Below are 23,570 nucleotides of genomic sequence, written 5' to 3'. Positions count from 1 at the left end.
GCGCCATCACGGGCACACCCCATTGTAAGCTTGGTCCGTACCCCGCTGCGCGGCCGCGCGCCGCGCACAAGAAAGAAATATGGCGGAGAGACCGGGATTCGAACCCGGGGTACAAGGATTATCCTCGTACAACGGCTTAGCAGGCCGCCACCTTCAGCCACTCGGTCATCTCTCCGCCGAGTGCATCCGCCACTGTACCATTTGCACGGGAAATGTTGCAAACGGGGCACGAATATTGGAGGGAATTGACCGAGATGGAGCAGACCAACGGATGGGCCAAGGTTTCGACCGGGCTACCGGCGCAAGTTGGCCATAGGCCTGGCCAGAACGGTGTCTCGCTCTACCGTTGGGAACCTACGCAAATCTACTCGAAAAGCTGTTGGATGCACGCCGCGTACGCCTCGTCGGGTGTGATGGCAGCTAGCCGCACCTGCGCGGCAGCAAGACCATTCGCACTGTGACCGGTCGAGGCGCCCGCGTAAAGGGCTTTACCGGGCAACAGGTAGGGTGCGTGTTGGGCCGGGTTCGTTCCACCAAAAACTCCAATCACCGGCGTGCCCATGGCGGCGGCGATGTGCATCGGGCCAGTGTCGCCCCCGACGTAGAGCGCGCACCGCGCGACAAGCGCCGCGTAATGCTTTAGGTCAGGCATCTCCGGCGCAACGGACGCCTTGCGCCGCATGAGGGACTGCACTTCTTCGACGACCCCGAACTGCCCCGGACCCCACGTCAGCAGCACTTCGAATCGGCCATCCGCAAGCAACAGGTCAGCCAGCCCCGCGAAGTGGGCGAGCGGCCACTGCTTCTCGGGCCGATCAACGGGCGCGTGCATCGCGACGACCAGTTTGTCGCTGTCGAACTCGGAGTCGGTGTAGTCATGGACGGTCTCTTGCACTTCATCCGAAACGTAAATGACGGGCGAGGGCCAGCGCGCGTCCGCCGCGAGCGCCTGGCACAGCCGCAGGTTCTCTTCCGCGCGATTGAGTTTGTCGAGCGGGACGGAGACCTGCTTCGTGTAAAACAGATTGCTGCCTTCCTGGCTACGCGGCCGCGCGAATCCTATTCGCTGTTTCGCTCGGGACGCGGCGGCAACAAGGCCGCTTTTCAGTATTCCGTGGAAATCAACGACCATGTCATACCGCTTATTGCGGATATCGCGGCAGAGCCCGGCGAATTCGCGCGAACTTTTCCATGCGCCGCCCGGTCGTTCGAACACGATCACGCCATCGAGCGCGGGATGGCCCTCGACAATGTCCGCCGCCTTGCGCTCGACCATCCAGTCAATGTGCGCTTCCGGATACCGCTCACGCAGGATTTGCAGCGCGGGCAAGACGCGCACAACGTCCCCTATCGCGCTGAGTCGAATGATGAGTATCCGCGGCGAACCCGCGATCAAGGCTGTGCCCTCGAATGAAGCAGGCGGTCACCGGATTGAAACGCCCGCAGTGTCGTGCTCGTGCTCGTAATCGTCCTCGTGCTCGTAATCGTAATCGAATACCTGGCTTCACGTTGCCGCTGTGGCTACGGTACGGCCCGTACATCATAGTGAACCGAACGCTTGCGGGGAAATCGCACCGAAGTACCCCCGCGCATGGTGCGCACGGGGCGCGGCGGTCATCAATGCGCTGCGGCACTGGACAACAATCTTACCGCAACCCCATCAAACCCGACCGCCATTGGGACCGCGCCCACCGTATCCACCTGCGCGCAAAAATGGATATCGTCTGCAAGCCCCACGTTACGCAGATTCTGTGAATGAGGCGCGTTCGCGAACAGCGCAGGAATGCCATCGCAGAGAATTCGGTCGTGCCAGTAGGTATACCGGTGGCCGCCTTCGCCGAGGCCTAACTCGCCGCACATGTGCTCTGCGGTAAATGCGATGGCCGCAGCGCCGGTCCAATCCTCCTGCGCGTTGAAAGCCGGATCGTTCATCAATCCCGCGGGGATGACGACAACGTCGCGTTCGTGCGCGATCGCGGCCTTTGCCACGGCAGATGCGTTCACGGTCGATCCCATGAACAACGCCGGCGCGCCCCACACCTCCACTAGCCTCCCGGCGCCGGTTGTCGTGGTGAAGATAACACGCTTGCCGCGCACGCGCGCGACGTCGCGCGGGCTGTTGCCGAGATCGAATCCTTGCGGCGGCAGTCCGCCGCGTTCGCCCGCGAGCAACGCATGCGGATTCGCGCGTTTGAGCGAGTAGGCTTCTTCCACGTCGCGTACAGCGAGAATCTCCGTGGCCCCCGCGTCGAGCATATATGCCACAGTCGCGCTCGCCCGCAACGCGTCGACAACGATCGCGGTGCACCTGTTTTCCACGGCGAAACGGCAGCCATCCTCCCCCGCAATGAAATGCCACTTCATTAGTAGCCGAGTGCCGCTCCATCGAGGCGCGGGTCCGTGCCGCCGAAGTAGCGCAAGGGATCGTCTTCGCGCCAGATGGCCTGGTAGCCGCCGTGCGAATCGACGCCGTCGGCGATTTGGTGGCCCATGTCCGCGAGTTGTTGTTTCACGGCGTCGTCGATGCCGTGCTCAAATTTCAGTCTTCCGCCATTCTCCATCGTACCGCCCCAGGGCGACGAACTGCCGTCGTGGCTGACGCGCGGCTGATCGCCCGCTTCCTGCGGCGTCATGCCGAAGTCGATCATGTTCATCGTGACCTGGCTATGCCCCTGCGGCTGGAAATCGCCGCCCATGACGCCGAACGCCATTACCGGTTTGTTGTCCTTCGTCATGAACGCGGGAATGATCGTGTGGAACGGACGCTTGTGCGGTTCCAGTTTGCAGCGGTGTTTCGGATCGAGCGAGAACCCTTCCCCGCGGTTTTGGATCACGAAGCCGCATCCGTCGGGGCAAATGGTCGATCCGAAACCGGCGTAGTTGCTCTGAATCAGCGAAATCATGTTGCCTTCGCTATCCGCCGCGCACATGTAAATGGTGTCGGAATCCAGTTTCGGGTCGCCGTACTTTACGTCCGTGGCCGCGCGTTTGGGATTGATCAATTTTGCGCGCGCTTTCGCATACTCCTTCGAGATCAACTCTTTCACCGGCACGTCCGCGAACTCGGGATCGGCGTAGTACACCGCGCGGTCCTCGTACGCCAGTTTCTTCGCCTCGATAAACAAATGCAGATGCTCCGCAGAATTCAGTTGCATACTGCCAATATCGAAGAGTTCGAGCATGTTAAGAATTTGCAGGACGGAAATCCCCTGGCCATTCGGCGGGATTTCCCACACGTCCCACCCTCGATAGTTGGCGCTCACGGGTTCCACCCAGTTCGCCGTATGGTCCTTGAGATCGCGCAAGCTCATCTTGCCGCCGAGTTCCTGAGACTTCTTCACGATAGCTTGGGCTATTTCGCCTTCATAAAATGCCGCCGGCCCATCTTTGGCAATTGCGCTCAGGTTATTCGCCAGCAACGGATTCTGAAAGATGTCCCCATACCGCGGAATCTTACCGTCGGGGTGGTACACCTTGGCCATATGAGGCGCCATCTCACTGGGCCACGACGCAAACTGCTGCGTTCCGATAATAGGCGACAGGGGGAACCCGTCGCGCGCCAGCGCGATCGCGGGTTCCAGACACTTCGCAAGTCCCAGTTTCCCCCAACGATCGCTGAGCATCTTCCATCCGCTCACGCAACCGGGCACGTTCCACGACAGTGGGCTTTGACGTTTGATGTCCGTTACGCCCATTTTGGCAGCCTCTTCCAAGCTCCAGTCATACGGCGAACGCCCGCTCGCGTTAAGTCCGAAGAGTTTCCCTTCTTTCTCGATCCAGGCAATCGCAAACAGATCGCCGCCGATTCCGTTGCTTGCGGGTTCGACGACGCCGAGCGCCGCGTTGCACGTGATTGCCGCGTCGATGCAGGTGCCGCCTGCCTTCAATGCGTCGATGCCCGCCATTGCCGCCAGCGGTTGGCTCGCGCAAACCATGCCGTGGCGGCACACCACCGTCGATCGATTGCGGTTGCGCGCCTCGATCCGTTCCTTGTCGAAAAACGGCCGCTTCCGTTCCGTCGTCCCCGCCGCTGAAGCCATGGTTCCTCCCATCGACGCTATCGCCGCACCGGCCAAACTGGTCTTCATGAAATCCCGCCGATCCATGGTTGTTCTCCCGCCAGCAACTCAACTGTCCGCACGCACCGAATCGTGAAGTTGTCGCGCCAGCGTCTGACTCTAGGCGACGGCCCCCGTTGCGTGCAACAAGCCATACCGGAATTAGCGAGTACTGTAGCGTTTGGCCTCCGCGCAAGGAGTGTTCGGCCCTACCGTTACCGCCCGGCGCGGAGGCTGGGCAGCCTATTTGCCACGAGGGACAGGCACCGTGTTTCGCTTCCTCCTTCGCTAGAGTTATGGAGGACAAGCCGCAAAGCCTGCGCGAAAGACGGTGCAAGTCCCGGGTGACGCCCGGCGCGGAGGCCGGGCGGTACAAACGTCGTCTCGCGGACTTTCTCGTGCTGCGGGCTGCTATAGTTGTCGGTACGCCGTATGCGAAAGGGGGACGTTATGCGTCTGCGGACATTTGCCTTGATCGTATTTGCACTTCCCGTCTGCGCGGCACCCGGCGGCAACAACTTCGTTATACCGCTTCCGACCGATGGCAATGGCGCCTTCCAAAACCCGCGCGCCGGCTGGGTGTTCATCTCGTACGTTAAACCGGACGCGGTCGCGCCACCCGAGCTATCTCTCGATTCCGAGACCACGCCACTCGTGTGGCGGCGCAACCCGCGGTCGAACGCATGGGAGGCGATGCGGTTTCTTGCCGAAGGTGCGCACACCATCCGCAATTCCGAATCGGCGCGCGGCGCGCTCGATGTTCGCGCCGTGCCGGAGATTGCGTTCTGCTACTACCCCTTCGACTACAACGTCGCCGCGTTCGGCACACCCGATCTTCCGTTCATGGATGACTATGTGCTTTCCGACGCGAATACGATTGTCACGCGGGCCAGCGCGATCGAGAACGACCCGTTTTTCGCGCAATGGAACGGCGAAGGCCGCCGCTGGATTGCGAACGCGCACCTGCCGGGCCTCGGTGCGCCCACGCCGCCGGACGCAAAGACCATTGCGGACGAATGGCTGCAAAATGCCGGCGCGGCGAATTCCGGGTATAGCGGGCTGATCGTCGACGAGTTTGTGCCCGCGAGCGGGGCGCATTACCAGACGTGGACCGATGCCCTCCGCATGGTCTGCGCCGCGCCCGCGATGAAGGACAAGACGTTCTACGCCTGGTGCGTCGACATCTACCGGCGCGACGAACAGATCGCGTTTTGCAGGACGTTGAAAGAATTGGGCGGTGCATTTGTCTGGGAAAAGTATCTGCGCGAAGAGCCCACAATCGAGATCGCCGAACGCTGGATCGATCAAAGCATCGCGCAGCGCCTGGAAGAATGGCAGCGCACCGTGCCCGGCATCGAGCGCGGCCTCATCGTCTGCCTCGGCTACATGTCCGCGCCGCCCGAGTCGCTTGACGTCGACCCAGGTGTCGATTACGCAGTGTTTCTTGATATGCAGTTTCACGCGCTCGCCAACGATCCGCGCTTCTTTGGATTGCGTGGCGTGATGCCCTACATGTCGAACTACGCCGACGAGGAATATGTGCGCTACGCACAGCAGCTCATACGCCACTATTGCATCGAGGGCAAGCGCGGACGCATGAACGACGATCCATACGTTTTGACGCACGTGACCAATCCGGACTTCGCATTGGGGCTGAAAGGGTGGACGGTGGATGCCTCGGAAGAAGGCTCCACGACAACGGACGCAATGGATGGATTCAGTTTTTTGCAGGGCCGTTACCCACGGTACAAGGAGGGCGATACCTTTTGCCGCATGCGGCGCGGTCAATCGCTGCCGAATCGCGTGTCGCAGACGGTGCTGCATCTGACTCCGGGGCGGCTGTATTCGCTCAAGATGTTTTCGGCCAACATCGAACATCTGAACGAAAACTCCGCGTCGGAACTGGACGTTTCAATCGCCAATGCAGAAGTGATCAATCGGTATTCGTTCGATTACGTGTTTGCCAGCAATTATGCGCATGAGGTCCCGCCGTACAACCGCGACCATCCAGCGTACATGACGTATCACCGGCGTGTGTTCCGCGCCACCTCGGGCTCGGCGGTCGTACTCCTATCCGATCAGGACGCGCCCCCCGGGCATGTCACCGCGGTGAACTTCGTTCAAGTCCAGCCGTTTCACGCGCCGTAGCCGATACCACTTTGGTTGAAATCGCCGTCGCAATGTGGTGGAATCCGCGTTGCCCTGATGGGGAGTAGCTCGCGTGGCGCACCTGCGCCGCGCATCGTTACGGCGCCGTCAACACGGATTGCGCGGATTCGGCGAAATCGCGCAACCCGGCGCCGCAAGCCGCGCAACCGCGTGGCAGCGAGACCAGCAAGGCCGAAAGGCTAAGTTTGCTGGCGCGCGCCACGCCACACCAATTGCGAGGCTGTTCCGCATGGAATCTGTAGGCACGCCCCTTTTGTGGGGCATCTTCAGCACATTCGTTTTGATCGCGCTGGCAATCGACTTTCTCGTCATGCGCCAGCAGGGCGCCCACAAAATCTCGATGCGCGAAGCCGCCATCTGGTCGGCCATTTGGGTCGCGGTATCGTTCGTCTTTGTCGGCGGATTGTGGTGGTACCTCGGCGGGCCTTCCAATCCGGCCGCCAATTTGAAAGCGACCGAGTTCATCACCGGATATCTCATCGAAAAGGCGCTCGCGGTGGACAACATCTTCGTATTTCTGCTGTTGTTCACATACTTTAAGGTAAAGCCCGAACACCAGAAACGCGGGTTAATGATCGGCATCCTCGGGGCCTTGGCGCTGCGCGCCGTGATGATTGTGGTCGGCGCGTGGCTCATCGCGAAGTTCCATTGGATGCTCTATTTCTTCGGCGCGTTCCTCGTGTATACGGGAATCAAAATGTGGTGGGCGACCGGCCACGAAATCGATTTCGACAAGAACGTCCTACTGAAGTGGATGCGCCGGCACATTCGCGTGTCGTCCTCGTACGACGGCGAGAAGCTGTTTACTTACCCGGATGGTGTGCGGACGGCCACGCCGCTCCTGCTGGTGATTGGACTTATCGGATTTATTGACGTGGTATTTGCGGTGGACTCGATCCCCGCGATTTTCGCGATCACAACGGACCCGTTCATCGTGCTCACGTCAAACGTGTTTGCGATCCTCGGTCTCCGCGCGATGTACTTCCTGCTCGCGGGCGCGCACAACACGTTTCACCTGTTGTCCTACGGGCTGGCCATCGTGCTCACGTTCATCGGCGTGAAGATGCTGCTGATGGATATCTACAAAATCCCGATTCTTGTGTCGCTTGGCGTAACCGTGGCCGTGCTCGCAATCGCGATGGCACTTTCCGTCATGATCCCGCCCAAGCATTCGAGTGCAGGCGAATAGGGCCGGGCGAATACCACGATCAGCGCCCGGGCCAATTCAACTTCTCTTTCAAGAACGAAAACGTCCCCACGCCGTTGATCATGTGCGGGCCGTTGAAGTACTCGATCTCCGCATCGTCGCCCGAGCCCAGCAGGACATAGTGCCGCTTCGTCTTCGCAAACTCGTACGCGACCCATTCGTCGTATCCCACCCCGTCGAAATGGCCGCGTTCAACCATGAACGGACGCGGATAAATGAGCCAGCTCATTTCCGCGTGGTTGAACGTATTGCCCATGTTCCACTCCCACATTTCGTCTTCGCCGGTGAAAATGTACGACAACGGATGGTGGACGCTGGCGCATTTCCAAATCCATTCGTTATAGTCGCCGGAGCAAATCGACAGACAGTAGCCGTCGAGCAGCGCCGGCACGCGCATCGCCGTCTTTCCGCCGTAGCTGAGACCGTAAAACGCGATTCGCTTTGCATCGACGAACGGCAGCGAACCTAGCCAGTTCAGCGTCTGCTCGTGCTGCCGCACGATGAACGAAAACAGCGACAACTTCAGCGGGTTGGCCTTGCGCTGCAACACGCGGAACTTGTCTTCGCCAATATACGGGTTCTGCGGCGAATAGGTGACGAATCCCTGTTCGGCGAGCTTGCACGCGAACTGGTGATAGTAGGGGCTGTCCACTGAGGGATCGGCGACGTCCTGTACGCGCCCTTCCAATCCATGCTGGCACACCACTACGGGCCGCTTCTCGCCCTCCATGATGTTCTTCGGCACGAGCAGAATTCCGTACGCAATCACGTCCGTGAACACGTCCAGCACCACTTCGTATCCTCGGTACGTGGGCTGATCGTAGACCAATCGCGTCCGCGCATTCGGCGGCAATTCAATCGGCGGTAACGCCCCAATGGCTTCCTCGTTGAAATAAGTTCGGTACCACTCGACGCTCTTCGCCCACGCCTCCGGCGACGACGCATCCGCCTTCGCCCAAAATTCTTTGCGGCGGAATTCTGCCTGGTGCATAAGATACTGCGTGTCATCGATAAGCTGCTGCACTTGGCGCTTCATTCTGGCCGCCGGGTCCGGCAATTGCGGCATTGTTAGCGATGCGTGTAGCACATTTTTTGACGTGACGGGATCAATCCGAAGCATTTGCAAAAATTCGACCCTCGCCCATGATTGCAGCGCTCCGTCTTTCCCCGCGTCGAAGAATTCGATGGGGGCCTGTCGAGACAATCCCGCCAACAATAGTCGCGCTCGTTCGACTTCTGCCTTTACCGCTTCGCTACTTGGAGTTGTAATCTGTCCCGGAGCGGCTCCATTGCGTGCGCCATCAGGCTCGGGCGGCCCGCTCACGTTTGGCTGCTCGCACGCTTCGACAAATAATGCCCTCGGCGCGATCAAACTGGCGACCTCCGCGTCTCCGAATTCATGCAGCAGCGACCAGACATTTCGGTATATTGGTTCCTTCCACACACTCTCGCGAGGCTGAAAGTAACCGGAAACAAAAGCGGCATTGATACGCGTGTCGAGTGCTGCGGCGTAAAGTGCGATAAGTCCCCCTTCGCCATATCCCATCACGCCAATTGGGAGCGTGTCGTCGCGCGCTTTCAACGCGTCGATTGCGGCCAAGACTTTCTGTACTTCATATCCAATAATGTGCCTGCCCAGTTCGTAGCCCGTGCGATATACGAACTCGCGGTGCGGCTGGTTCGTCATGCGAATTCCCGGAGTGCCGGAGTAGTCATCGGCTCGGTTCACTAAGAGAGGGATGATCACGCGGCAGCCCAGTTGGGCTGCACCCGACGCGACGGGCAGGAGACCGGAATTGGCGGAAACGCCTGTAAGAAAATCTTCCGGCGACATGTCGCAGTCGGGCAATGCGACGATTTGCGCGAGAGGAGATCCAGTCGGCTCGACAAGAATGCCCTCGCCTTCAATCCCACGAAAAACGTGCCACCGGACGTGTTGCACGTGGGGAATATCCGATGACTTGTCATGATTGATCGAAAGGTAGGATACGACCTCCAAGTTCGGCGTATCGCGTGCGTCCGTCGCGCCGATTATAGTTGCCAGCCGTTGCCGGTTCGGGTCGACGGATTTCGTGTACGCCTCGTTCGATGAGAAGTCGCGGTGCCACAACGCGGCGCGCTTCTCCACGCTTTCCTCCAGCGCCCGGTCCAAATACGCATTAATCCCCGCCACCATACGCATGGGAATATCACCCTGCACCGTCAGTGGAGTCGTGCCGTCGAGCTGCGCGGGGTCCGCCGCCAACGCCGCCATCAGAAGCAATGCGCTACCGATCACCATGGTTCGCCCCTCCGATACGTCCCATATCTCCCATTGCTCCCATTGGTCCCATCGTCCCACAGCCCCGGCGCATTGTAAGCCCGCCGCCCGATATGCACAATGGCGCCGGGCGAATCTGGCGCTGCGAGGGCACTACCGATGACTACGACCTATCCCGAATTCCGCACGATTCACGGCATGGCCGGCTCCCTGTTTCCGGTCCTTGCATCCAAATCCGAGGCGGCAACATACAAATTGAGCGACGCAAAAGTCGCCGAGTTCCGCGAGCGCGGCTTTATCAAGGGCCCGCGCGTGCTCGACCAGAAACAGATCGACGCCCTGCGCGACGGTCTCGAGCGCATTCGCACGGGTGAGAATCCGCGCTTAGCCGAGCTCTACGAAATCGACGAAGCCTGGAAAAACGCGCCGGAACAAAACGTCTTCCACTTCCTCGGCGCATGGCGCATCGACGAAGCGTTTCACGACATCCTGTTTCATCCCGCCATTACGGTACCGGTCAGCCAATTGCTCGCATCTCCGAAAGTGCGGTTCTGGCACGACCAGGTGTTTTACAAACCTAAGCGGCATCCCGGCGTCGTTGCGTGGCACCAGGACTATTCGTACTGGACCCGCGCCGTGCCGTCGCGACATCTCACGGTCTGGATCGGCCTCGACGACACGACTCTGGACAACGGGTGCATCCACTACGTGCCCGGGAGTCACAGGTGGCCGCTGCTCCCAAAACTGCAACTGCTTGAAAACATGGACGGCATCAAGACCGTGCTCACGCCGGACCAACTCGAAGAATTCAAGCCCGAACCGATGTTGCTGAAAGCCGGCGAATGCTCCATCCACGATTCAATGACACTGCACGGCTCGTACGGCAACAACTCCGACGGGCCGCGCCGCGGTGTCGTCTTGAATTACATGCATCCCGAAACGCGCTCAGCCGACGGCAAGCGGCCGCTGTTGTTGCACACTCCCGTAATCCCCGAAGGCGCAATCATCGAGGGCGACGATTTCCCGGTCGTTTACGACGAAGCAACGTTGTGAACGCTCCGCCAAGCAGGCGCAACGCGATCAAGGAGACCAACGACGGGTTTTGACCCATCGATTGCCGTCTGTTCGCGCAATCCGTCCGACTTCCGAGGATCGGGGAAAACAATCGATTGTGGTGAGGATTTCGGAAACCGGACGGCGTTTCACGAACTGCCGGCGGCATCTTGAATGTGCGGTTACCATTACGGGTCTTGATATGCGCGCCAACTTCTGAGGAAACGCAGCGTCGGAAGTCGAATGCTCCGCTCGAAATAGGGTGTTCGAAGCGAGTGTCCGGTCTGGCCGTACTGCGCACTCCTGCGCCGAACACAAGTGCCCAATCGATGAGACGCTACACAAAGTTGCTTTTTACAAGTATATTTAGGGTCGGCGAAATACGTCGTATCGCGTAGCGAGAGCGACCGATATTCCCATCATTGGAGTCGTAAGTGCTTGATTTCACGTGTTCAGAACCACTGATGCGGGGAGCAGGCGTCGCGTCGGATTTGAGTAGCGGCGGGCACACGAATTGCACTCGTCTTATGGGGTGAAGCAGTATGAGTCAACCCACGACAGAACAAACCTCTCGCGGCGCGGCAATCCTTGATCGCGCGGACTTCAATTCGTTTCTTGACGCCTTGACCAAGCACGGCTATGAGATTATCGGTCCCACCGTGCGCGACAGCGCAATCGTCTTTGGTGATGTTCGGCGCGACACCGACTTGCCCATTGGCGTCACCGACGAACACGAGGGCGGGCACTACCGCCTCAAACCAACGGGCTCGCAGGCGCTTTTCGCATACGCGGTCGGCCCGCACTCGCTCAAGAATTACCTGTATCCATCGCGCTCGCTGCTGTACCGCGTGCGCGGATCGAGTTCCGATTTCACCGTCGACGTTCCAAACGCGGAACGCGTTCCGCGCCGCGCGTACATCGGCGTGCGCGCGTGCGAACTACGCGCGATGGCGATTCAGGACAAAGTCTTTGCGGAAGGCGACTACGCCGATCCAGGCTACGCCGCTCGCCGGGCGGGCCTGTTTATCGTCGCGGTGAACTGCGGCTCGCCCGCCGGCAATTGTTTCTGCTCCTCGATGGGCAGCGGTCCGAAGGCGGAAGCGCATTTCGATGTCGCGCTAACCGAAGTGTGCGACGACACCCGCCACTACTTCGTCGTCGAGTACGGCTCCGCGCAGGGTAAGGCCCTGTTCGACGACGTTCCGCATCGCGGCGCAAGCGAGAATGAACGCGACGCGGCCATTGACGTCGTGCGCGGCGCGGAAGCGCGCATGGGAAAGACGATGGACACGTCCGGCATACGGGATTTGCTCTACCGCAATGCGCAAAGCCCGCGCTGGGAAGAAACCGCAAAGCGGTGCCTGGCGTGCGCGAACTGCACGATGGTCTGCCCGACGTGTTTTTGCTCGACCGTCGAGGACACGACGAGCCTTTCCGGCGACAACGCCGAGCGCTGGCGTGTGTGGGACTCGTGCTTCACAATCGACTTCAGCCATATTCACGGCGGCAGCGTGCGCAAGTCCGGGTCGTCGCGATACCGCCAGTGGATCACACACAAGCTCGCGTCGTGGCACGATCAATTTGACACGTCGGGCTGCGTTGGGTGCGGACGCTGCATCACGTGGTGTCCGGTGGGAATCGACATCACCGAGGAGGTGTCGGCCTTGCGGACCGCCGAGGCCGGTGGACGTGCCGCCACAGGGGGATAAGAACATGATGACCAAAGACGTAAAGCAGTTGCTCGCCGAACACGAATTCGTCCGCGGCATGGAAGAGCGCCACATCGATCTGCTGGCAAGTTTTGCGCGGCTCAAAATCGTACGCGAGGACGAGTACATGTTTCGCGAGGGTGAAGACGCAGACTGCTGTTACCTCATTCGCGACGGTTGCATCGCGATCGAAGTGCGTCATCCCTCGCGCGGTTCCGTCACCATCCAGACGCTCGGGGCGAATAAGGTGGTCGGCTGGTCGTGGCTATCGCCGCCGTACCAATGGAAGTTCGACGGCCGGGCAGTCGAATTGACGCGTGGCGTATGTCTCGGATCCGAGCAATTGCGGGACGCGTGCGAAGCGGACCACGAATTCGGATACCAGTTCCTTGCGCGGCTCATGCCGGTGGTTTCCGAGCGGCTCGAAGCCACACGTCTACAACTTCTCGATCTGTACGCACCCTAATCACGTTTACAACATTGATGATATGAACACCGCGCTCACAGACCCGATGCTGACACAACCGCACCGTATCAAGGCGGTCCGGAAGGAAACGTCCGACACCTTTACGTTCGAGTTGCGTCGTCCCGACCCGGCAAATGCGAAACCGTTCAAGCCGGGGCAGTTCAACATGCTCTACATCTACGGCGTGGGCGAAGTCGCCATCTCGATCAGCGGCAATCCTGCCGACGCGGATACGCTCGTGCACACAACCCGCGCCGTCGGCACCGTCACGCGCGCGATGGACATGCTGCGTGCGGGCCAGGTGATTGGTGTCCGCGGGCCCTACGGGCGCAGTTGGCCCATCGAAGACGCCGAGGGGCAGGACATCGTCGTTGTTACCGGTGGTATCGGGTTGGCTCCGCTACGCCCGCTGCTGCATCACGTACTCGCGAATCGCGGCAAGTACGGGCGCCTTGTCCTTCTCTACGGCGCCCGCACGCCGAACGATATCCTCTATCGCAAGGAACTCGAAGGGTGGCGCGGCCGTTTCGACATGGACGTGCTCGTTACCGTCGACCGATCGATCGGGGGCTGGCGCGGACACGTCGGCGTCGTCACCCAACTCGTCCCCCGCGCCCCGTTCGACCCGTACAATGCGACCGCGTTTGTTTGCGGTCCCGAGATCATGATGAAGTACACCATCGAAGCGCTGGTTAAGCGCGGCCTGCCAACCGACGATGTATTTGTGTCCATGGAACGAAACATGAAATGCGCAGTTGGGTTCTGTGGCCATTGTCAATATGGGCCCAAGTTCGTGTGCAAAGACGGCCCGGTCTTCCGCTACGACGACGTCAAGCGTCTGCTCGATATCTGGGAGGTGTGACATGGCCGCCGCGCATAAACCGAAACTTGCCGTGTGGAAGTTCGCGTCGTGCGACGGGTGCCAACTCAGCCTCCTCGATTGCGAGGACGAGCTGCTCGCCGTAGCGGACGCCGTCGAAATCGCCTATTTCCCCGAAGCGACGCGCGCCGTCGTCAAAGGCCCCTATGACGTGTCGCTCGTCGAAGGATCGATTACCACCTCGCACGACGCGGAGCGTATCCAAAAAATCCGCAAACAATCGAAGTGCGTGATCACGATCGGCGCTTGCGCCACGTCCGGCGGAATTCAGGCGCTGCGCAATTTTGCGGACGTCGCGGAGTACACGAAATACGTCTACGCCTCGCCGGGGTACATCAGCACGCTCGCAGCCTCCACTCCCATCAGCAGCCACATCTACGTCGACTTCGAGTTGCAGGGGTGCCCCATCAATAAGTTGCAGTTGGTGGAGGTGCTCAATGCGTTCCTGCATGGGCACAAACCCAATGTCGCGTCGCACAGCCTCTGCATCGAGTGCAAACGCCGCGGTATTCCCTGCGTGATGGTTGCGCAAGGGATCCCCTGCATGGGGCCCGTCACCCACGCGGGCTGCGGCTCGATCTGCCCGTCGTACAATCGCGGGTGCTACAGTTGCTACGGCCCGATGGAAACGCCGAACACCGCGTCGCTCGCGGCATGGTTCGGCAAGCTCGGCACGGACCGCGCGGACGTGGTGCGGAAATTCCGCACCTTTTATGCGGGCAAAGACGCGTACCGGAAGGAAAGCGAGCGCCATGAGCAACGCTAAAAAGTCGCGCACCATAAAAGTCGACTACATGGCGCGGGTCGAAGGCGAAGGCGCCCTATTTCTCAAGATTCGAGACGGCAAAGTCTCTGACGTCAAGCTGAAAATCTTCGAACCGCCCCGGTTCTTCGAGGCGTTCCTGCGAGGCCGAAAGTGGACCGAAGCTCCGGACATCACAGCGCGCATCTGCGGCATTTGTCCCATCGCGTACCAGTCCAGCTCCATCAGCGCGATGGAGTCCATCGTTGGCGCGAAGATCGACGGGCCCATCCGCGAACTGCGCCGTCTTGTCTATTGCGGTGAATGGATTGAAAGCCACGTACTCCACATGGCGATGCTTCACGCGCCCGACTTTCTCGGCTACGAAGACGCCATCCAGATGGCAAAAGACCACCCCGATGTCGTCAAGAACGCGTTGCGCCTCAAGAAGATTGGCAATGAACTGATGACGGTCGTTGGCGGCCGCGAAATCCATCCGATCAACCTTCGCGTCGGCGGCTTCTACAGGACGCCAACGAAGAAACAGTTGCTCGCCATGCGCGACGACCTCCTCTGGGCTTGTGACGCGTCGGTGGCGCTTACAAAGCTGGTTTCGACCTTCGAGTTTCCGGACTTTGAACGCGACTACGAGTTCGTCGCGATGCGCCACCCCGGCGAATACCCGCTCTGGGAAGGGCGGCTTGTCTCGAACAGGGGCCTCGATATTCCGATTGAGGACTTCTTCAAGCATTTCGAGGAAGAGCACGTCAAGCACTCGACTTCGCTGCATTCGTTCGTCAAGCTGCGCGGCGCGTACCACGTCGGACCGCTTGCGCGCTTCAATCTCAACTTTGACCGGCTCACACCGCGCTGCCGGGAGCTCGCGCAGGAAATTGGCGTGACGCCACCGTGTACGAACCCGTTCAAGAGCATCGTCGTGCGCGGTTTCGAGACCCTGTACGCGTGCGAGGAATCGCTTCGCATCATCGAGTCGTACGAGGAGCCGGAGAAACCGTTCATTGAACTCGCGCCGCGCGCGGGACGCGGTCACGGCTGCAGCGAAGCCCCGCGCGGCATCTGCTATCACACCTACGCAATCGACGACAACGGCGTCATCACCGACGCGCGCATCGCGCCGCCGACTGCGCAGAACCAGCGCACCATGGAGGAAGACCTTGCGGCGTTCGTCCCACGGCATGCCGATCTGCCCGACGACAAACTGACGTGGCGCTGCGAACAGGCCGTCCGCAACTACGATCCGTGCATCTCGTGCTCCTGTCATTTTCTGAGACTGCACGTGGACCGCGACTGAGAGATGGACAATGGGCAACAACGGCGAACAGCTTCGCATGCTGGTCATTGGCGTCGGCAACCGCCTGCGCGGCGACGACGCGGCGGGCCCTCGCGTCGCCGATAACATCCGTTCCCGCGCCCTGCCCGGCGTGCACATTATCGACCACAGCGGCGAGGGTGCGTCGCTGATGGAAGCATGGCAATCGGGCGAAACCGTTTTTCTGGTTGACGCGGCGGACTCCGGCGGCGAATCTGGTCAAATCTACGAGTTCGCGGCCCACGAACGATCATTGCCCGCGAGGTTTTTCCGCTACTCGACGCACGCGTTCAGCGTTGCCGAATCGATCGAATTGGCGCGTGTTCTCGATCGCCTACCCGCACGCCTGCACGTGTACGCAATCGAAGGCCGCGATTTTGGCGCCGGCGGTACGATGTCCACGGAGGTTTCGCGCGCCGTCGAAGTAGTTTCGGATAGAATCGAGGCGCTCGTCCTGGGCATCGCGCACGGCAGTAATGCGGAATCGGACCCATGCACGAACTCAGTATCGTAAAACGCATACTCGATGTGGCCCTCGACATTTCGAAACAGAATGGCGAGTTGCCCGTGGTCCGTGTGGCGATCGACGTTGGCGCGCTGAGCCAGGTCGTTCCCGAAATGATGTCGTTTGCATTCCAGGCGATTAGCCACGGCACGAACGCCGAGGGCGCCGAGTTCGATTGGACGGAAGTCCCCGTCGAAGTGCTGTGCGAGTCGTGCGAAACGATTTTCCGTCCCGGGGAGCCCGTGTGGCGGTGCCCTGAATGCGGCGCGGGCGGCGGCCGCGTCGTGCACGGCAACGAACTCGTCCTGCGCTCGGTGACCTTGCGCGACTAAAGCGGCGCATCGAGCGGGAGTCCGTCCGGGAAGGCCTGAGAACAGGTGTTGAATATGGAAATCGAAGTCATCCAAAAGGTAATGAAGGTCAACGACGAAATCGCCGGCGGCATTCGCGAACGCCTGCGTGGCGCCGGCGTGGCCGCGGTCAACCTCATCAGCGCGCCCGGTTCGGGGAAAACGTCGTTAATCGAGTCCGCGTTGCGCGCGCTCGCGGGGCGCGTCCGCGTAGGCGTGCTCGAAGGCGATCCCGACACGACGCTCGACGCGCAACGCATCGCCGTACACGGTGTGCCTGTCGTGCAGATTCAGACCGCCGGCGGTTGCCATCTCGAAGCGAACCTCGTTAGCCGCGCGCTTGACCGCCTGCCGATGCACGATCTGGATTTACTCTTGATCGAGAACGTCGGCAATCTCGTGTGCCCCGTCGATTTCGATCTCGGCGAGACCGCGCGCGTCGCGATTGTCAGTACCGCCGAAGGCCACGACAAACCGGCAAAATATCCCAAGCTTTTCCGGACCACGGATGTTGTCGTACTGAACAAAATCGACTTGCTTCCGTACGTCGATTTCGACGAAACCGTGTTCGCCGGCTACATTCAAACGATCAATCCGAAGGCGCGTATTCTGCGCACGTCCTGCCGCACCGGCGAAGGTATTGACGCGTGGACGGGCTGGCTGACGCGCGCCGGCGGAGTTCCTTCATCGGCGTAGAGAAGGCGGGATGGACGTGAACACTATCCACACGCACGCTGTCGGCTCGCACGAAATCGTTCGCGTGCACGTCGTGGTGCGCGGCGCGGTACAGGGCATCGGCTTTCGCCCATTCGTGTATCGCCTCGCGCTTGAACTCGATCTCGTAGGCACAGTCGCGAACTCGCCGTACGGCCTCGTCATCGACGCCGAGGGTCAGTCGGCCGCCGTCCAGTCGTTTCTTCGGCGGTTGCATGCCGAAAAGCCGCCCCTCTCGCGCATCGAGACCATGGATGTCGTCCATCTCGCACCGGTACATGCCCGGGAGTTCGCGATTGTAGACAGCGAAAAGGATGGTGACACCAGCGCGTTTGTCATGCCGGATATTGCCGTGTGCGCGGAGTGTCTGCGCGAAATGCGTGACCCCTCGAACCGGCGCTACCGCTATCCATTTATCAACTGCACCCACTGCGGGCCACGTTTCTCCCTCGTGCACGCGATGCCTTATGACCGGCCCAACACGTCGATGCGCGCATTCCGAATGTGTGCGCAGTGCCGCGACGAATACGAGGACCCCGCCGACCGGCGGTTCCACGCGCAACCCATCGCCTGCGCGAATTGCGGTCCGTCAATATCCATTTGGGGACCCGAAGGCGACGTGTACGCGTCGCACCATGACGCGCTGCTCATGGCGGCGACGGAGGTGCGCGCGGGCCGCATCGTGGCCGTGAAGGGCTTGGGCGGGTTCCAGCTCGTTGCCGACGCGCGCGACGCGCACGCGGTTGCCCTGCTGCGAAAACGAAAGCACCGCGATGAAAAGCCGTTCGCAGTCATGTATCCCGATCTCGATATGGTTCGGGCCGACTGCGACGTGTTACCGCTCGAGGCGGCGCTGCTCGTGTCGCCCGAGTCGCCGATAGTATTGCTGAACCGCAGGCGGGCGTGCGTTCGCGTAGCGGCCAACGTCGCGCCGGGCGTCGCCACGCTCGGCGTCATGCTGCCCTACACGCCATTGCATCACCTGCTCTTGGACGAACTCGGTTTTCCCATCGTCGCGACCAGCGGCAACAAGAGCGACGAACCCATCTGCATTGACGAACACGAGGCGCTGGAACGCCTCGGCGGCATCGCCGATTTCTTTCTTGTTCACGACCGCCCCATCGTGCGTCAGATGGACGACTCGATCGCGCGCGTCATCGCCGGCCGCGAAATGGTGCTGCGCCGCGCGCGCGGCTACGCGCCGCTGCCCATCGATTGCGGCGAAACAGGTCCGTGCACCCTTTCGGCGGGCGCGCACCTGAAGAACACGGTCGCTGTTTCCAAGGGCTGCCAGGTATTCGTCAGCCAGCACATCGGCGACTTGGAGTCAGTCCAGGCCGTCGACGCATTCAAACGCGAAGTCTCGGCGATGACGCGGCTCTTTGGCGGCAGCGCCGAGCAAGTCGCGTGCGATTTGCACCCCGATTACGCAAGCACAAAGCTCGCCCGCGCGACTTCCCTGCCGGTGCGCGGTGTGCAGCACCACTACGCGCACATCCTCGCGTGCATGGCCGAGCACAAACTCGAAGGCCCCGTTCTTGGCGTGTCGTGGGACGGGACAGGCTTGGGTACCGACGGCAGAATCTGGGGCGGGGAGTTTCTTCGCGCCACCCGGGATGGCTTCACGCGCATCGCGCACCTGCGCGAATTCCGGCTCCCCGGCGGCGACCAGGCCATCCGCGAACCGCGCCGGTCCGCGCTCTCGGTGCTCATGGAATCCGGTGCAATGCCCGTAGAAGTTTCGCGGTCCGCGCTTGATAGATTGAATCCCGCTCGACTCGGGCTCATCCCGACGTTGCGCGCCTTTCGCGGCGATGAAATCCCAACGCTTATCGCCATGATACAGAATCGCATCAATTCGCCGGTCACGACCAGCGCGGGCCGGCTCTTCGACGCCGTCGCATCCATTTGCGGTGTATGCCAGCGCGCATCCTACGAAGGCCAGGCGGCAATGTTGCTGGAAGCACTCGCGAAGGACGCGCCGGCCCATGGTGCTGCGTACCGGTTTGACGTGATCGAACGCGGGGACGGAATTGTCCTGGATTGGGCGCCCGTCATACGCGCCCTGGCCGCTGATGTGCGCAACGACGAACCACCGCAGCACATCGCAGCGTGCTTTCACGATTCGCTTGCCACGGCTATTCTCGAAGTCTCGCGCCGCGCCCATCTCTACGAGGTTGTACTTAGCGGCGGCTGCTTCCAAAATTCGGTGCTCGCCGAACGAACCATCGCACTGCTCACTGACAACGGCTTCCTTCCCCATTGGCACCGCTTCGTCCCGCCAAACGACGGCGGTATCGCATTAGGACAGGCAGTATTTGCGATGCGACACCCCGCGGAGCCGTCGCGATGTGCCTAGCCGTGCCCGGCGAAATCCTGTCGATCGACGAAGGCGATCCGATTCTCAGAAAGGCCCGCGTCAGTTTCGGCGGTATGGTGAAGGAGGTCTCGCTTGCGCTCCTGCCCGAAGCCAGTGAAGGACAATACGTGCTCGTACACGCCGGCGTCGGAATCAGCATTGTCAACGACGCCGAAGCGGAAAGGATTTTCGACTACTTGGACCAACTCGGTGAACTCGAAGAATCTGGCGGCGCTTCGTCGTGAAATACATCGACGAATACCGCGATGCATCCAATGCGCGCAGAATTGCGGATGAAATTCGCCGCGTTACAACCGGGCCGCACGCCATCATGGAAGTGTGCGGCGGGCAGACCCACGCCATCGTCAAGTTTGGGATTGACGAGTTGCTTCCGCCGGCGATCGAATTGATCCACGGCCCCGGCTGTCCCGTTTGCGTCACGCCCGTCGAACTCATCGACAAGGCCATTGCCATCGCGCGCCAGCCAGACGCCGTCTTCTGTTCCTTTGGCGATATGCTGCGCGTCCCCGGAAGCCGCGACGACCTGTTCCGCGCGAAAGCGTCCGGCGCGGACGTGCGCATCGTGTATTCGCCGTTGGACGCGCTCAATCTCGCAAAGAACAACCCCGGCAAGCAGGTTGTCTTCTTCGCGGTGGGATTCGAAACCACGGCGCCTGCAAATGCATTGGCCGTGTTTCAGGCACACCAATCAAATATCGAGAACTTCTCCATCCTCTGTTCACACGTGCTCGTCCCGCCGGCGATGGAAGCCATTCTCTCGTCACCCGATTGCCGAGTAAACGGATTCCTTGCGGCGGGCCACGTCTGTACGATTATGGGCTATACCGAATACGAGCCGCTCGCAAAGAAGTATAATGTGCCAATCGTCGTAACCGGGTTCGAACCGCTTGACATCCTCCATGGCGTGCTCCTGTGCGTGCGCCAATTGGAGGAAGGCCGGGCGGAAGTCGAAAACCAATATGCGCGATCCGTGTCGCGCGAAGGCAACCGGCACGCGCAGCGCCTTATCGAGACCGTGTATCAGATCGCGCCACGCGGGTGGCGCGGCATCGGTACGATTGCGCGCAGCGGACTCGCGTTGCGCCCGCCGTTCGACCGCTACGACGCGGAGCGCCGCTTCGACGTCTCGGAAATCGTCGCGCACGAATCCGAGGATTGCATCAGCGGGCTCGTGCTGCGCGGCGTGAAGAAGCCGCGCGAGTGCCCCGCGTTCGGCACCCGCTGCACACCTGACCATCCACTCGGCGCGCCGATGGTCTCCGGCGAAGGCGCCTGTGCGGCCTATTACCGGTACAAGCAGTCCGAACCTGCCGTTCTCGCAGGCCCGTGCGCATAGCATGAACGGCCAGACGCCCGAATCTCTGTCCTGTCCGCTTCCGCTTCCGCAGGACGAACAAATCACCATGATTCACGGCGGCGGCGGAACGGCCATGCACCGTCTAATCGAGCGTGTCTTCAAGTCACAGTTCGACAATGACCTCCTCCGCCAGGACCACGACGCGGCCGTATTCGCAGTCGACGGCACGCGGTTCGCCTTCACGACCGACTCGTTTGTGATACAACCGCTCGTCTTTCCCGGCGGAGATATTGGATCGCTCGCGGTGTACGGCACGGTGAACGATCTCGCGATGGCCGGTGCGCGGCCGCTGTACCTCAGCGCCGGATTCATTGTCGAAGCCGGACTGCCCACGCAGGTCTTGTCCGATATCGTGGCATCCATGCAGCGGGCCGCGGAAGCCTCCAACATACAAATCGTCACCGGTGACACAAAAGTCGTAGAACACGGTCACGGCGACGGCGTGTTCATCAATACCGCCGGTATTGGCGTAATCGAACACGGCCGCGTCATCGCGCCGCGATCGATTCAACCCGGCGATGCAGTGTTGGTCAGCGGCGATCTGGGGCGTCATGGAATCGCGGTTATGGCCGTGCGGGAAGGGCTCGAATTCGAAACGACGCTCACCAGCGACTGCGCGCCGCTCGCCGCCCCCGTATTGGCGTTGCTGCGCGAAAACGTCGCCATCCGTTGTTTGCGCGATCTGACACGCGGCGGACTGACCAGCGCCGTCAACGAGATTGCGGCCGCCTCCGGACGCGCTGTGCATCTGCGCGAATCGGCAATACCCGTCCGCGACGACGTCCGCGGCGCGTGCGAACTTTTGGGACTCGACCCTTTGGCCGTTGCAAACGAAGGGCGCTTCGTCGCGATCGTAGACCATTCGGATGCCGATCGCGCACTCGATACGCTGCGCGGTCACGCCGTGGACACGACTCCCGCCGTTATCGGCGAAGTGTTGGATTCCAGTCCCGCCCGCGTCACGATCGAAAGCCGCATCGGCAGCGTCCGAATTCTCGACATGCCGAGCGGCGAGCAACTTCCGCGAATCTGCTAGTGTCGTGAGTCTGAAATTCCCTGCAAAAGACTGCCCGCACGGACATCGCGCTCAAAGTCCCCCTTTGAAGGGAGATTTAGGATTTGCGGAACGACGTCGTTTGCGCTGCATTAAGTCCCCCTTTGAAGGGAGATTTAGGATTTGCGGAACCACGTCGTTTGCGCCGCATTAAGTCCCCCTTTGAAGGGGGATTTAGGGGGATGTGTGATTGAGACCCAATGGACCTTATAGAACTGATTTCAAACTCAGGACACTAGCGGACAGTCGAATCAATACAACAACTCGAACAACCGCTTCTCGGACACCAACGCCTCGCGCAGCATCGCCCACTTGGCTTCGGAACCCGCAATCGCGGACATTGCCTTGTTGAAATGCTTTGACGCATCCTCCAACCCCGCGATGTATACGTAGGTCCTCGAATCGTTCGCCAACTCCCAGATTTCCTCCGCGTTTGCAATGAGCAATCGGTCCAGTTCGACCGGCATATCCAAATGCGGGCGCGGGCTCACCGCTTCGAACGCCTTGAACGTGTCCTTGTCGTAAAACTGCCCAATGTCGCGTTTGATGTCGTTGAGATACAGCGTCTCCATACCCGTACGCGCGCCGTAGAACAACCGCACTTTGCCTTTCCATGTGCGCCGTTCGTCATAAATATGCTTCACGAATGCACGGAACGGAGCAATGCCAGTGCCCACCCCGACCATGAGAATGTTGCTGTTTACATCGCTCGGAACCGAAAACTGGTGTCCGTACGGCCCGGTGACGTCTATTCGGTCCCCGGGAAGCGCGTCGCACAAGAAATTTGACGCAACGCCCGGATAGCGCTCGCCGCTGATTTCGTCGACGTAGTAGCAGCGCCGAACGCAGATTGAAATAGTCATGCCTTTCCCGTCCTCGCCGCGGCGCGAACTTGCTATCGAGTACAGTCGCAAATGCGTCGGATTGCCGAAGTCGTGCGGTCCCGGCGTCAGCACGCCGATGCTCTGGCCCTCGACAAAGTCGAGTCCGCCTTCGCCAATATCGAGCACGATATGCCGCACTTCCACGTCGGACTGCAAGGGCGTAATGCGCGTAGACTCTTTGACGATGGCCACCTTCGGGTGGCTGATGTCGTACTCGCGCAGAAGTGTTGTTGTCTCTCTTGTTTCGGCGTTCATTGACGTCGTCCTCCATCTGCGCTCTCCGCCATCGAGCGCGTTCTTCCACACGAGCAGAACAAGCACCGGTGTCCGCTCGGGCACGCACCGTCGCCCTCCGCGTCCGATGCCGTGCCGCCATACCTGTCATCGATCGCCGTCCAAACCAACAGGAGGGCGAAAACCATCGCGGAAGTAAGCGCGATTCCCAGCATCGC

General features: G+C 60.6%; 20 protein-coding genes and 1 tRNA gene. 15 read left to right on the top strand and 6 right to left on the bottom strand.

Annotated features, from left to right (window positions below; genetic code table 11):
* Window positions 1-80: 80 nt before the first annotated feature.
* The 4 genes from HUU46_13110 to ggt form a co-directional block, all read right to left on the bottom strand.
* Window positions 81-175, bottom strand: a tRNA-Ser gene (locus HUU46_13110).
* 189 nt (window positions 176-364) lie between these two features.
* Window positions 365-1,396 carry a glycosyltransferase family 9 protein gene (locus HUU46_13105; protein NUM54578.1) on the bottom strand — a complete coding sequence of 344 codons (1,032 nt, stop codon included), beginning with the start codon at window positions 1,394-1,396 and terminating at the stop codon, window positions 365-367.
* A gap of 221 nt (window positions 1,397-1,617) precedes the next feature.
* Complete coding sequence (locus HUU46_13100) at window positions 1,618-2,319, bottom strand: 2-phosphosulfolactate phosphatase (GenBank protein NUM54577.1); 702 nt, start codon at window positions 2,317-2,319, stop codon at window positions 1,618-1,620.
* Between the two features lie 44 nt (window positions 2,320-2,363).
* The gene (gene ggt / locus HUU46_13095; protein NUM54576.1) at window positions 2,364-4,040 is read right to left on the bottom strand and encodes a gamma-glutamyltransferase; all 1,677 of its coding nucleotides are present in this window, start codon (window positions 4,038-4,040) and stop codon (window positions 2,364-2,366) included.
* 468 nt (window positions 4,041-4,508) lie between these two features.
* Between ggt and HUU46_13090 the strand changes: the two genes are divergently transcribed.
* Both HUU46_13090 and HUU46_13085 read left to right on the top strand, forming a co-directional pair.
* The gene (locus HUU46_13090; GenBank protein ID NUM54575.1) at window positions 4,509-6,206 is read left to right on the top strand and encodes a hypothetical protein; all 1,698 of its coding nucleotides are present in this window, start codon (window positions 4,509-4,511) and stop codon (window positions 6,204-6,206) included.
* A gap of 250 nt (window positions 6,207-6,456) precedes the next feature.
* Window positions 6,457-7,416 (top strand): TerC family protein, encoded by a 960-nt coding sequence (locus tag HUU46_13085; GenBank protein ID NUM54574.1) that lies wholly within the window; start codon window positions 6,457-6,459, stop codon window positions 7,414-7,416.
* Window positions 7,417-7,435: 19 nt separating this feature from the next.
* Here the strand turns inward: HUU46_13085 and HUU46_13080 are convergent, their stop codons facing one another.
* Window positions 7,436-9,715, bottom strand: a complete 2,280-nt coding sequence (locus tag HUU46_13080; GenBank protein ID NUM54573.1) for a hypothetical protein — start codon at window positions 9,713-9,715, stop codon at window positions 7,436-7,438.
* A gap of 138 nt (window positions 9,716-9,853) precedes the next feature.
* Here HUU46_13080 and HUU46_13075 point away from each other — a divergent pair, with 138 nt between their 5' ends.
* The 13 genes from HUU46_13075 to hypE all read left to right on the top strand — a co-directional run bounded on the left by HUU46_13075 (window position 9,854) and on the right by hypE (window position 22,216).
* Window positions 9,854-10,747, top strand: coding sequence for a phytanoyl-CoA dioxygenase family protein (locus HUU46_13075; protein NUM54572.1), 894 nt, complete (start codon window positions 9,854-9,856; stop codon window positions 10,745-10,747).
* A 542-nt stretch (window positions 10,748-11,289) separates the two neighbouring features.
* Complete coding sequence (locus tag HUU46_13070) at window positions 11,290-12,456, top strand: 4Fe-4S dicluster domain-containing protein (protein ID NUM54571.1); 1,167 nt, start codon at window positions 11,290-11,292, stop codon at window positions 12,454-12,456.
* 4 nt (window positions 12,457-12,460) lie between these two features.
* Window positions 12,461-12,922 carry a cyclic nucleotide-binding domain-containing protein gene (locus HUU46_13065; GenBank protein ID NUM54570.1) on the top strand — a complete coding sequence of 154 codons (462 nt, stop codon included), beginning with the start codon at window positions 12,461-12,463 and terminating at the stop codon, window positions 12,920-12,922.
* Window positions 12,923-12,944: 22 nt separating this feature from the next.
* A complete protein-coding gene (locus HUU46_13060) occupies window positions 12,945-13,784 on the top strand; it encodes an FAD/NAD(P)-binding protein (GenBank protein ID NUM54569.1) in 840 nt (279 codons plus the stop codon).
* A gap of 1 nt (window position 13,785) precedes the next feature.
* Complete coding sequence (locus tag HUU46_13055) at window positions 13,786-14,568, top strand: oxidoreductase (GenBank protein NUM54568.1); 783 nt, start codon at window positions 13,786-13,788, stop codon at window positions 14,566-14,568.
* A complete protein-coding gene (locus tag HUU46_13050) occupies window positions 14,555-15,856 on the top strand; it encodes a Ni/Fe hydrogenase subunit alpha (protein NUM54567.1) in 1,302 nt (433 codons plus the stop codon). Before HUU46_13055 ends, HUU46_13050 begins: the two co-directional genes overlap by 14 nt.
* A gap of 10 nt (window positions 15,857-15,866) precedes the next feature.
* A complete protein-coding gene (locus tag HUU46_13045; GenBank protein ID NUM54566.1) occupies window positions 15,867-16,388 on the top strand; it encodes a hydrogenase maturation protease in 522 nt (173 codons plus the stop codon).
* Window positions 16,367-16,711 carry a hydrogenase maturation nickel metallochaperone HypA gene (locus HUU46_13040; GenBank protein NUM54565.1) on the top strand — a complete coding sequence of 115 codons (345 nt, stop codon included), beginning with the start codon at window positions 16,367-16,369 and terminating at the stop codon, window positions 16,709-16,711. Before HUU46_13045 ends, HUU46_13040 begins: the two co-directional genes overlap by 22 nt.
* Before the next feature lie 54 nt (window positions 16,712-16,765).
* Window positions 16,766-17,425, top strand: coding sequence for a hydrogenase nickel incorporation protein HypB (hypB, locus tag HUU46_13035; protein ID NUM54564.1), 660 nt, complete (start codon window positions 16,766-16,768; stop codon window positions 17,423-17,425).
* A gap of 10 nt (window positions 17,426-17,435) precedes the next feature.
* On the top strand, window positions 17,436-19,802 hold the full coding sequence (hypF, locus tag HUU46_13030) for a carbamoyltransferase HypF (protein NUM54563.1): 2,367 nt from the start codon (window positions 17,436-17,438) through the stop codon (window positions 19,800-19,802).
* Window positions 19,793-20,047, top strand: a complete 255-nt coding sequence (locus tag HUU46_13025; GenBank protein NUM54562.1) for a HypC/HybG/HupF family hydrogenase formation chaperone — start codon at window positions 19,793-19,795, stop codon at window positions 20,045-20,047. The genes hypF and HUU46_13025 overlap by 10 nt, the downstream gene beginning before the upstream one ends.
* Complete coding sequence (hypD, locus tag HUU46_13020; protein NUM54561.1) at window positions 20,044-21,159, top strand: hydrogenase formation protein HypD; 1,116 nt, start codon at window positions 20,044-20,046, stop codon at window positions 21,157-21,159. Before HUU46_13025 ends, hypD begins: the two co-directional genes overlap by 4 nt.
* Before the next feature lies 1 nt (window position 21,160).
* On the top strand, window positions 21,161-22,216 hold the full coding sequence (hypE, locus tag HUU46_13015; GenBank protein ID NUM54560.1) for a hydrogenase expression/formation protein HypE: 1,056 nt from the start codon (window positions 21,161-21,163) through the stop codon (window positions 22,214-22,216).
* Between the two features lie 269 nt (window positions 22,217-22,485).
* Here the strand turns inward: hypE and HUU46_13010 are convergent, their stop codons facing one another.
* The gene (locus tag HUU46_13010; protein NUM54559.1) at window positions 22,486-23,373 is read right to left on the bottom strand and encodes an oxidoreductase; all 888 of its coding nucleotides are present in this window, start codon (window positions 23,371-23,373) and stop codon (window positions 22,486-22,488) included.
* Between the last annotated feature and the right edge of the window lie 197 nt (window positions 23,374-23,570).

The organism is Candidatus Hydrogenedentota bacterium (genome assembly GCA_013359265.1).
GTDB lineage: Bacteria > Hydrogenedentota > Hydrogenedentia > Hydrogenedentales > SLHB01 > JABWCD01.
This window is presented reverse-complemented; position numbering and strand designations above follow the sequence as displayed.

Excerpts from the sequence above, each read along its gene's own strand:
- HUU46_13070 (NUM54571.1), top strand. The coding sequence starts at position 11,290 with ATGAGTCAACCCACGACAGAACAAACCTCTCGCGGCGCGGCAATCCTT.
- HUU46_13075 (NUM54572.1), top strand. The coding sequence starts at position 9,854 with ATGACTACGACCTATCCCGAATTCCGCACGATTCACGGCATGGCCGGC.
- HUU46_13090 (NUM54575.1), top strand. The coding sequence starts at position 4,509 with ATGCGTCTGCGGACATTTGCCTTGATCGTATTTGCACTTCCCGTCTGC.
- hypF (NUM54563.1), top strand. The coding sequence starts at position 17,436 with ATGGACGTGAACACTATCCACACGCACGCTGTCGGCTCGCACGAAATC.
- HUU46_13025 (NUM54562.1), top strand. The coding sequence starts at position 19,793 with ATGTGCCTAGCCGTGCCCGGCGAAATCCTGTCGATCGACGAAGGCGAT.
- HUU46_13045 (NUM54566.1), top strand. The coding sequence starts at position 15,867 with ATGGGCAACAACGGCGAACAGCTTCGCATGCTGGTCATTGGCGTCGGC.
- HUU46_13040 (NUM54565.1), top strand. The coding sequence starts at position 16,367 with ATGCACGAACTCAGTATCGTAAAACGCATACTCGATGTGGCCCTCGAC.
- HUU46_13080 (NUM54573.1), bottom strand. The coding sequence starts at position 9,715 with ATGGTGATCGGTAGCGCATTGCTTCTGATGGCGGCGTTGGCGGCGGAC.
- HUU46_13065 (NUM54570.1), top strand. The coding sequence starts at position 12,461 with ATGATGACCAAAGACGTAAAGCAGTTGCTCGCCGAACACGAATTCGTC.
- HUU46_13085 (NUM54574.1), top strand. The coding sequence starts at position 6,457 with ATGGAATCTGTAGGCACGCCCCTTTTGTGGGGCATCTTCAGCACATTC.
- hypB (NUM54564.1), top strand. The coding sequence starts at position 16,766 with ATGGAAATCGAAGTCATCCAAAAGGTAATGAAGGTCAACGACGAAATC.
- HUU46_13055 (NUM54568.1), top strand. The coding sequence starts at position 13,786 with ATGGCCGCCGCGCATAAACCGAAACTTGCCGTGTGGAAGTTCGCGTCG.
- HUU46_13010 (NUM54559.1), bottom strand. The coding sequence starts at position 23,373 with ATGAACGCCGAAACAAGAGAGACAACAACACTTCTGCGCGAGTACGAC.
- hypE (NUM54560.1), top strand. The coding sequence starts at position 21,161 with ATGAACGGCCAGACGCCCGAATCTCTGTCCTGTCCGCTTCCGCTTCCG.
- ggt (NUM54576.1), bottom strand. The coding sequence starts at position 4,040 with ATGGCTTCAGCGGCGGGGACGACGGAACGGAAGCGGCCGTTTTTCGAC.
- HUU46_13050 (NUM54567.1), top strand. The coding sequence starts at position 14,555 with ATGAGCAACGCTAAAAAGTCGCGCACCATAAAAGTCGACTACATGGCG.
- HUU46_13060 (NUM54569.1), top strand. The coding sequence starts at position 12,945 with ATGAACACCGCGCTCACAGACCCGATGCTGACACAACCGCACCGTATC.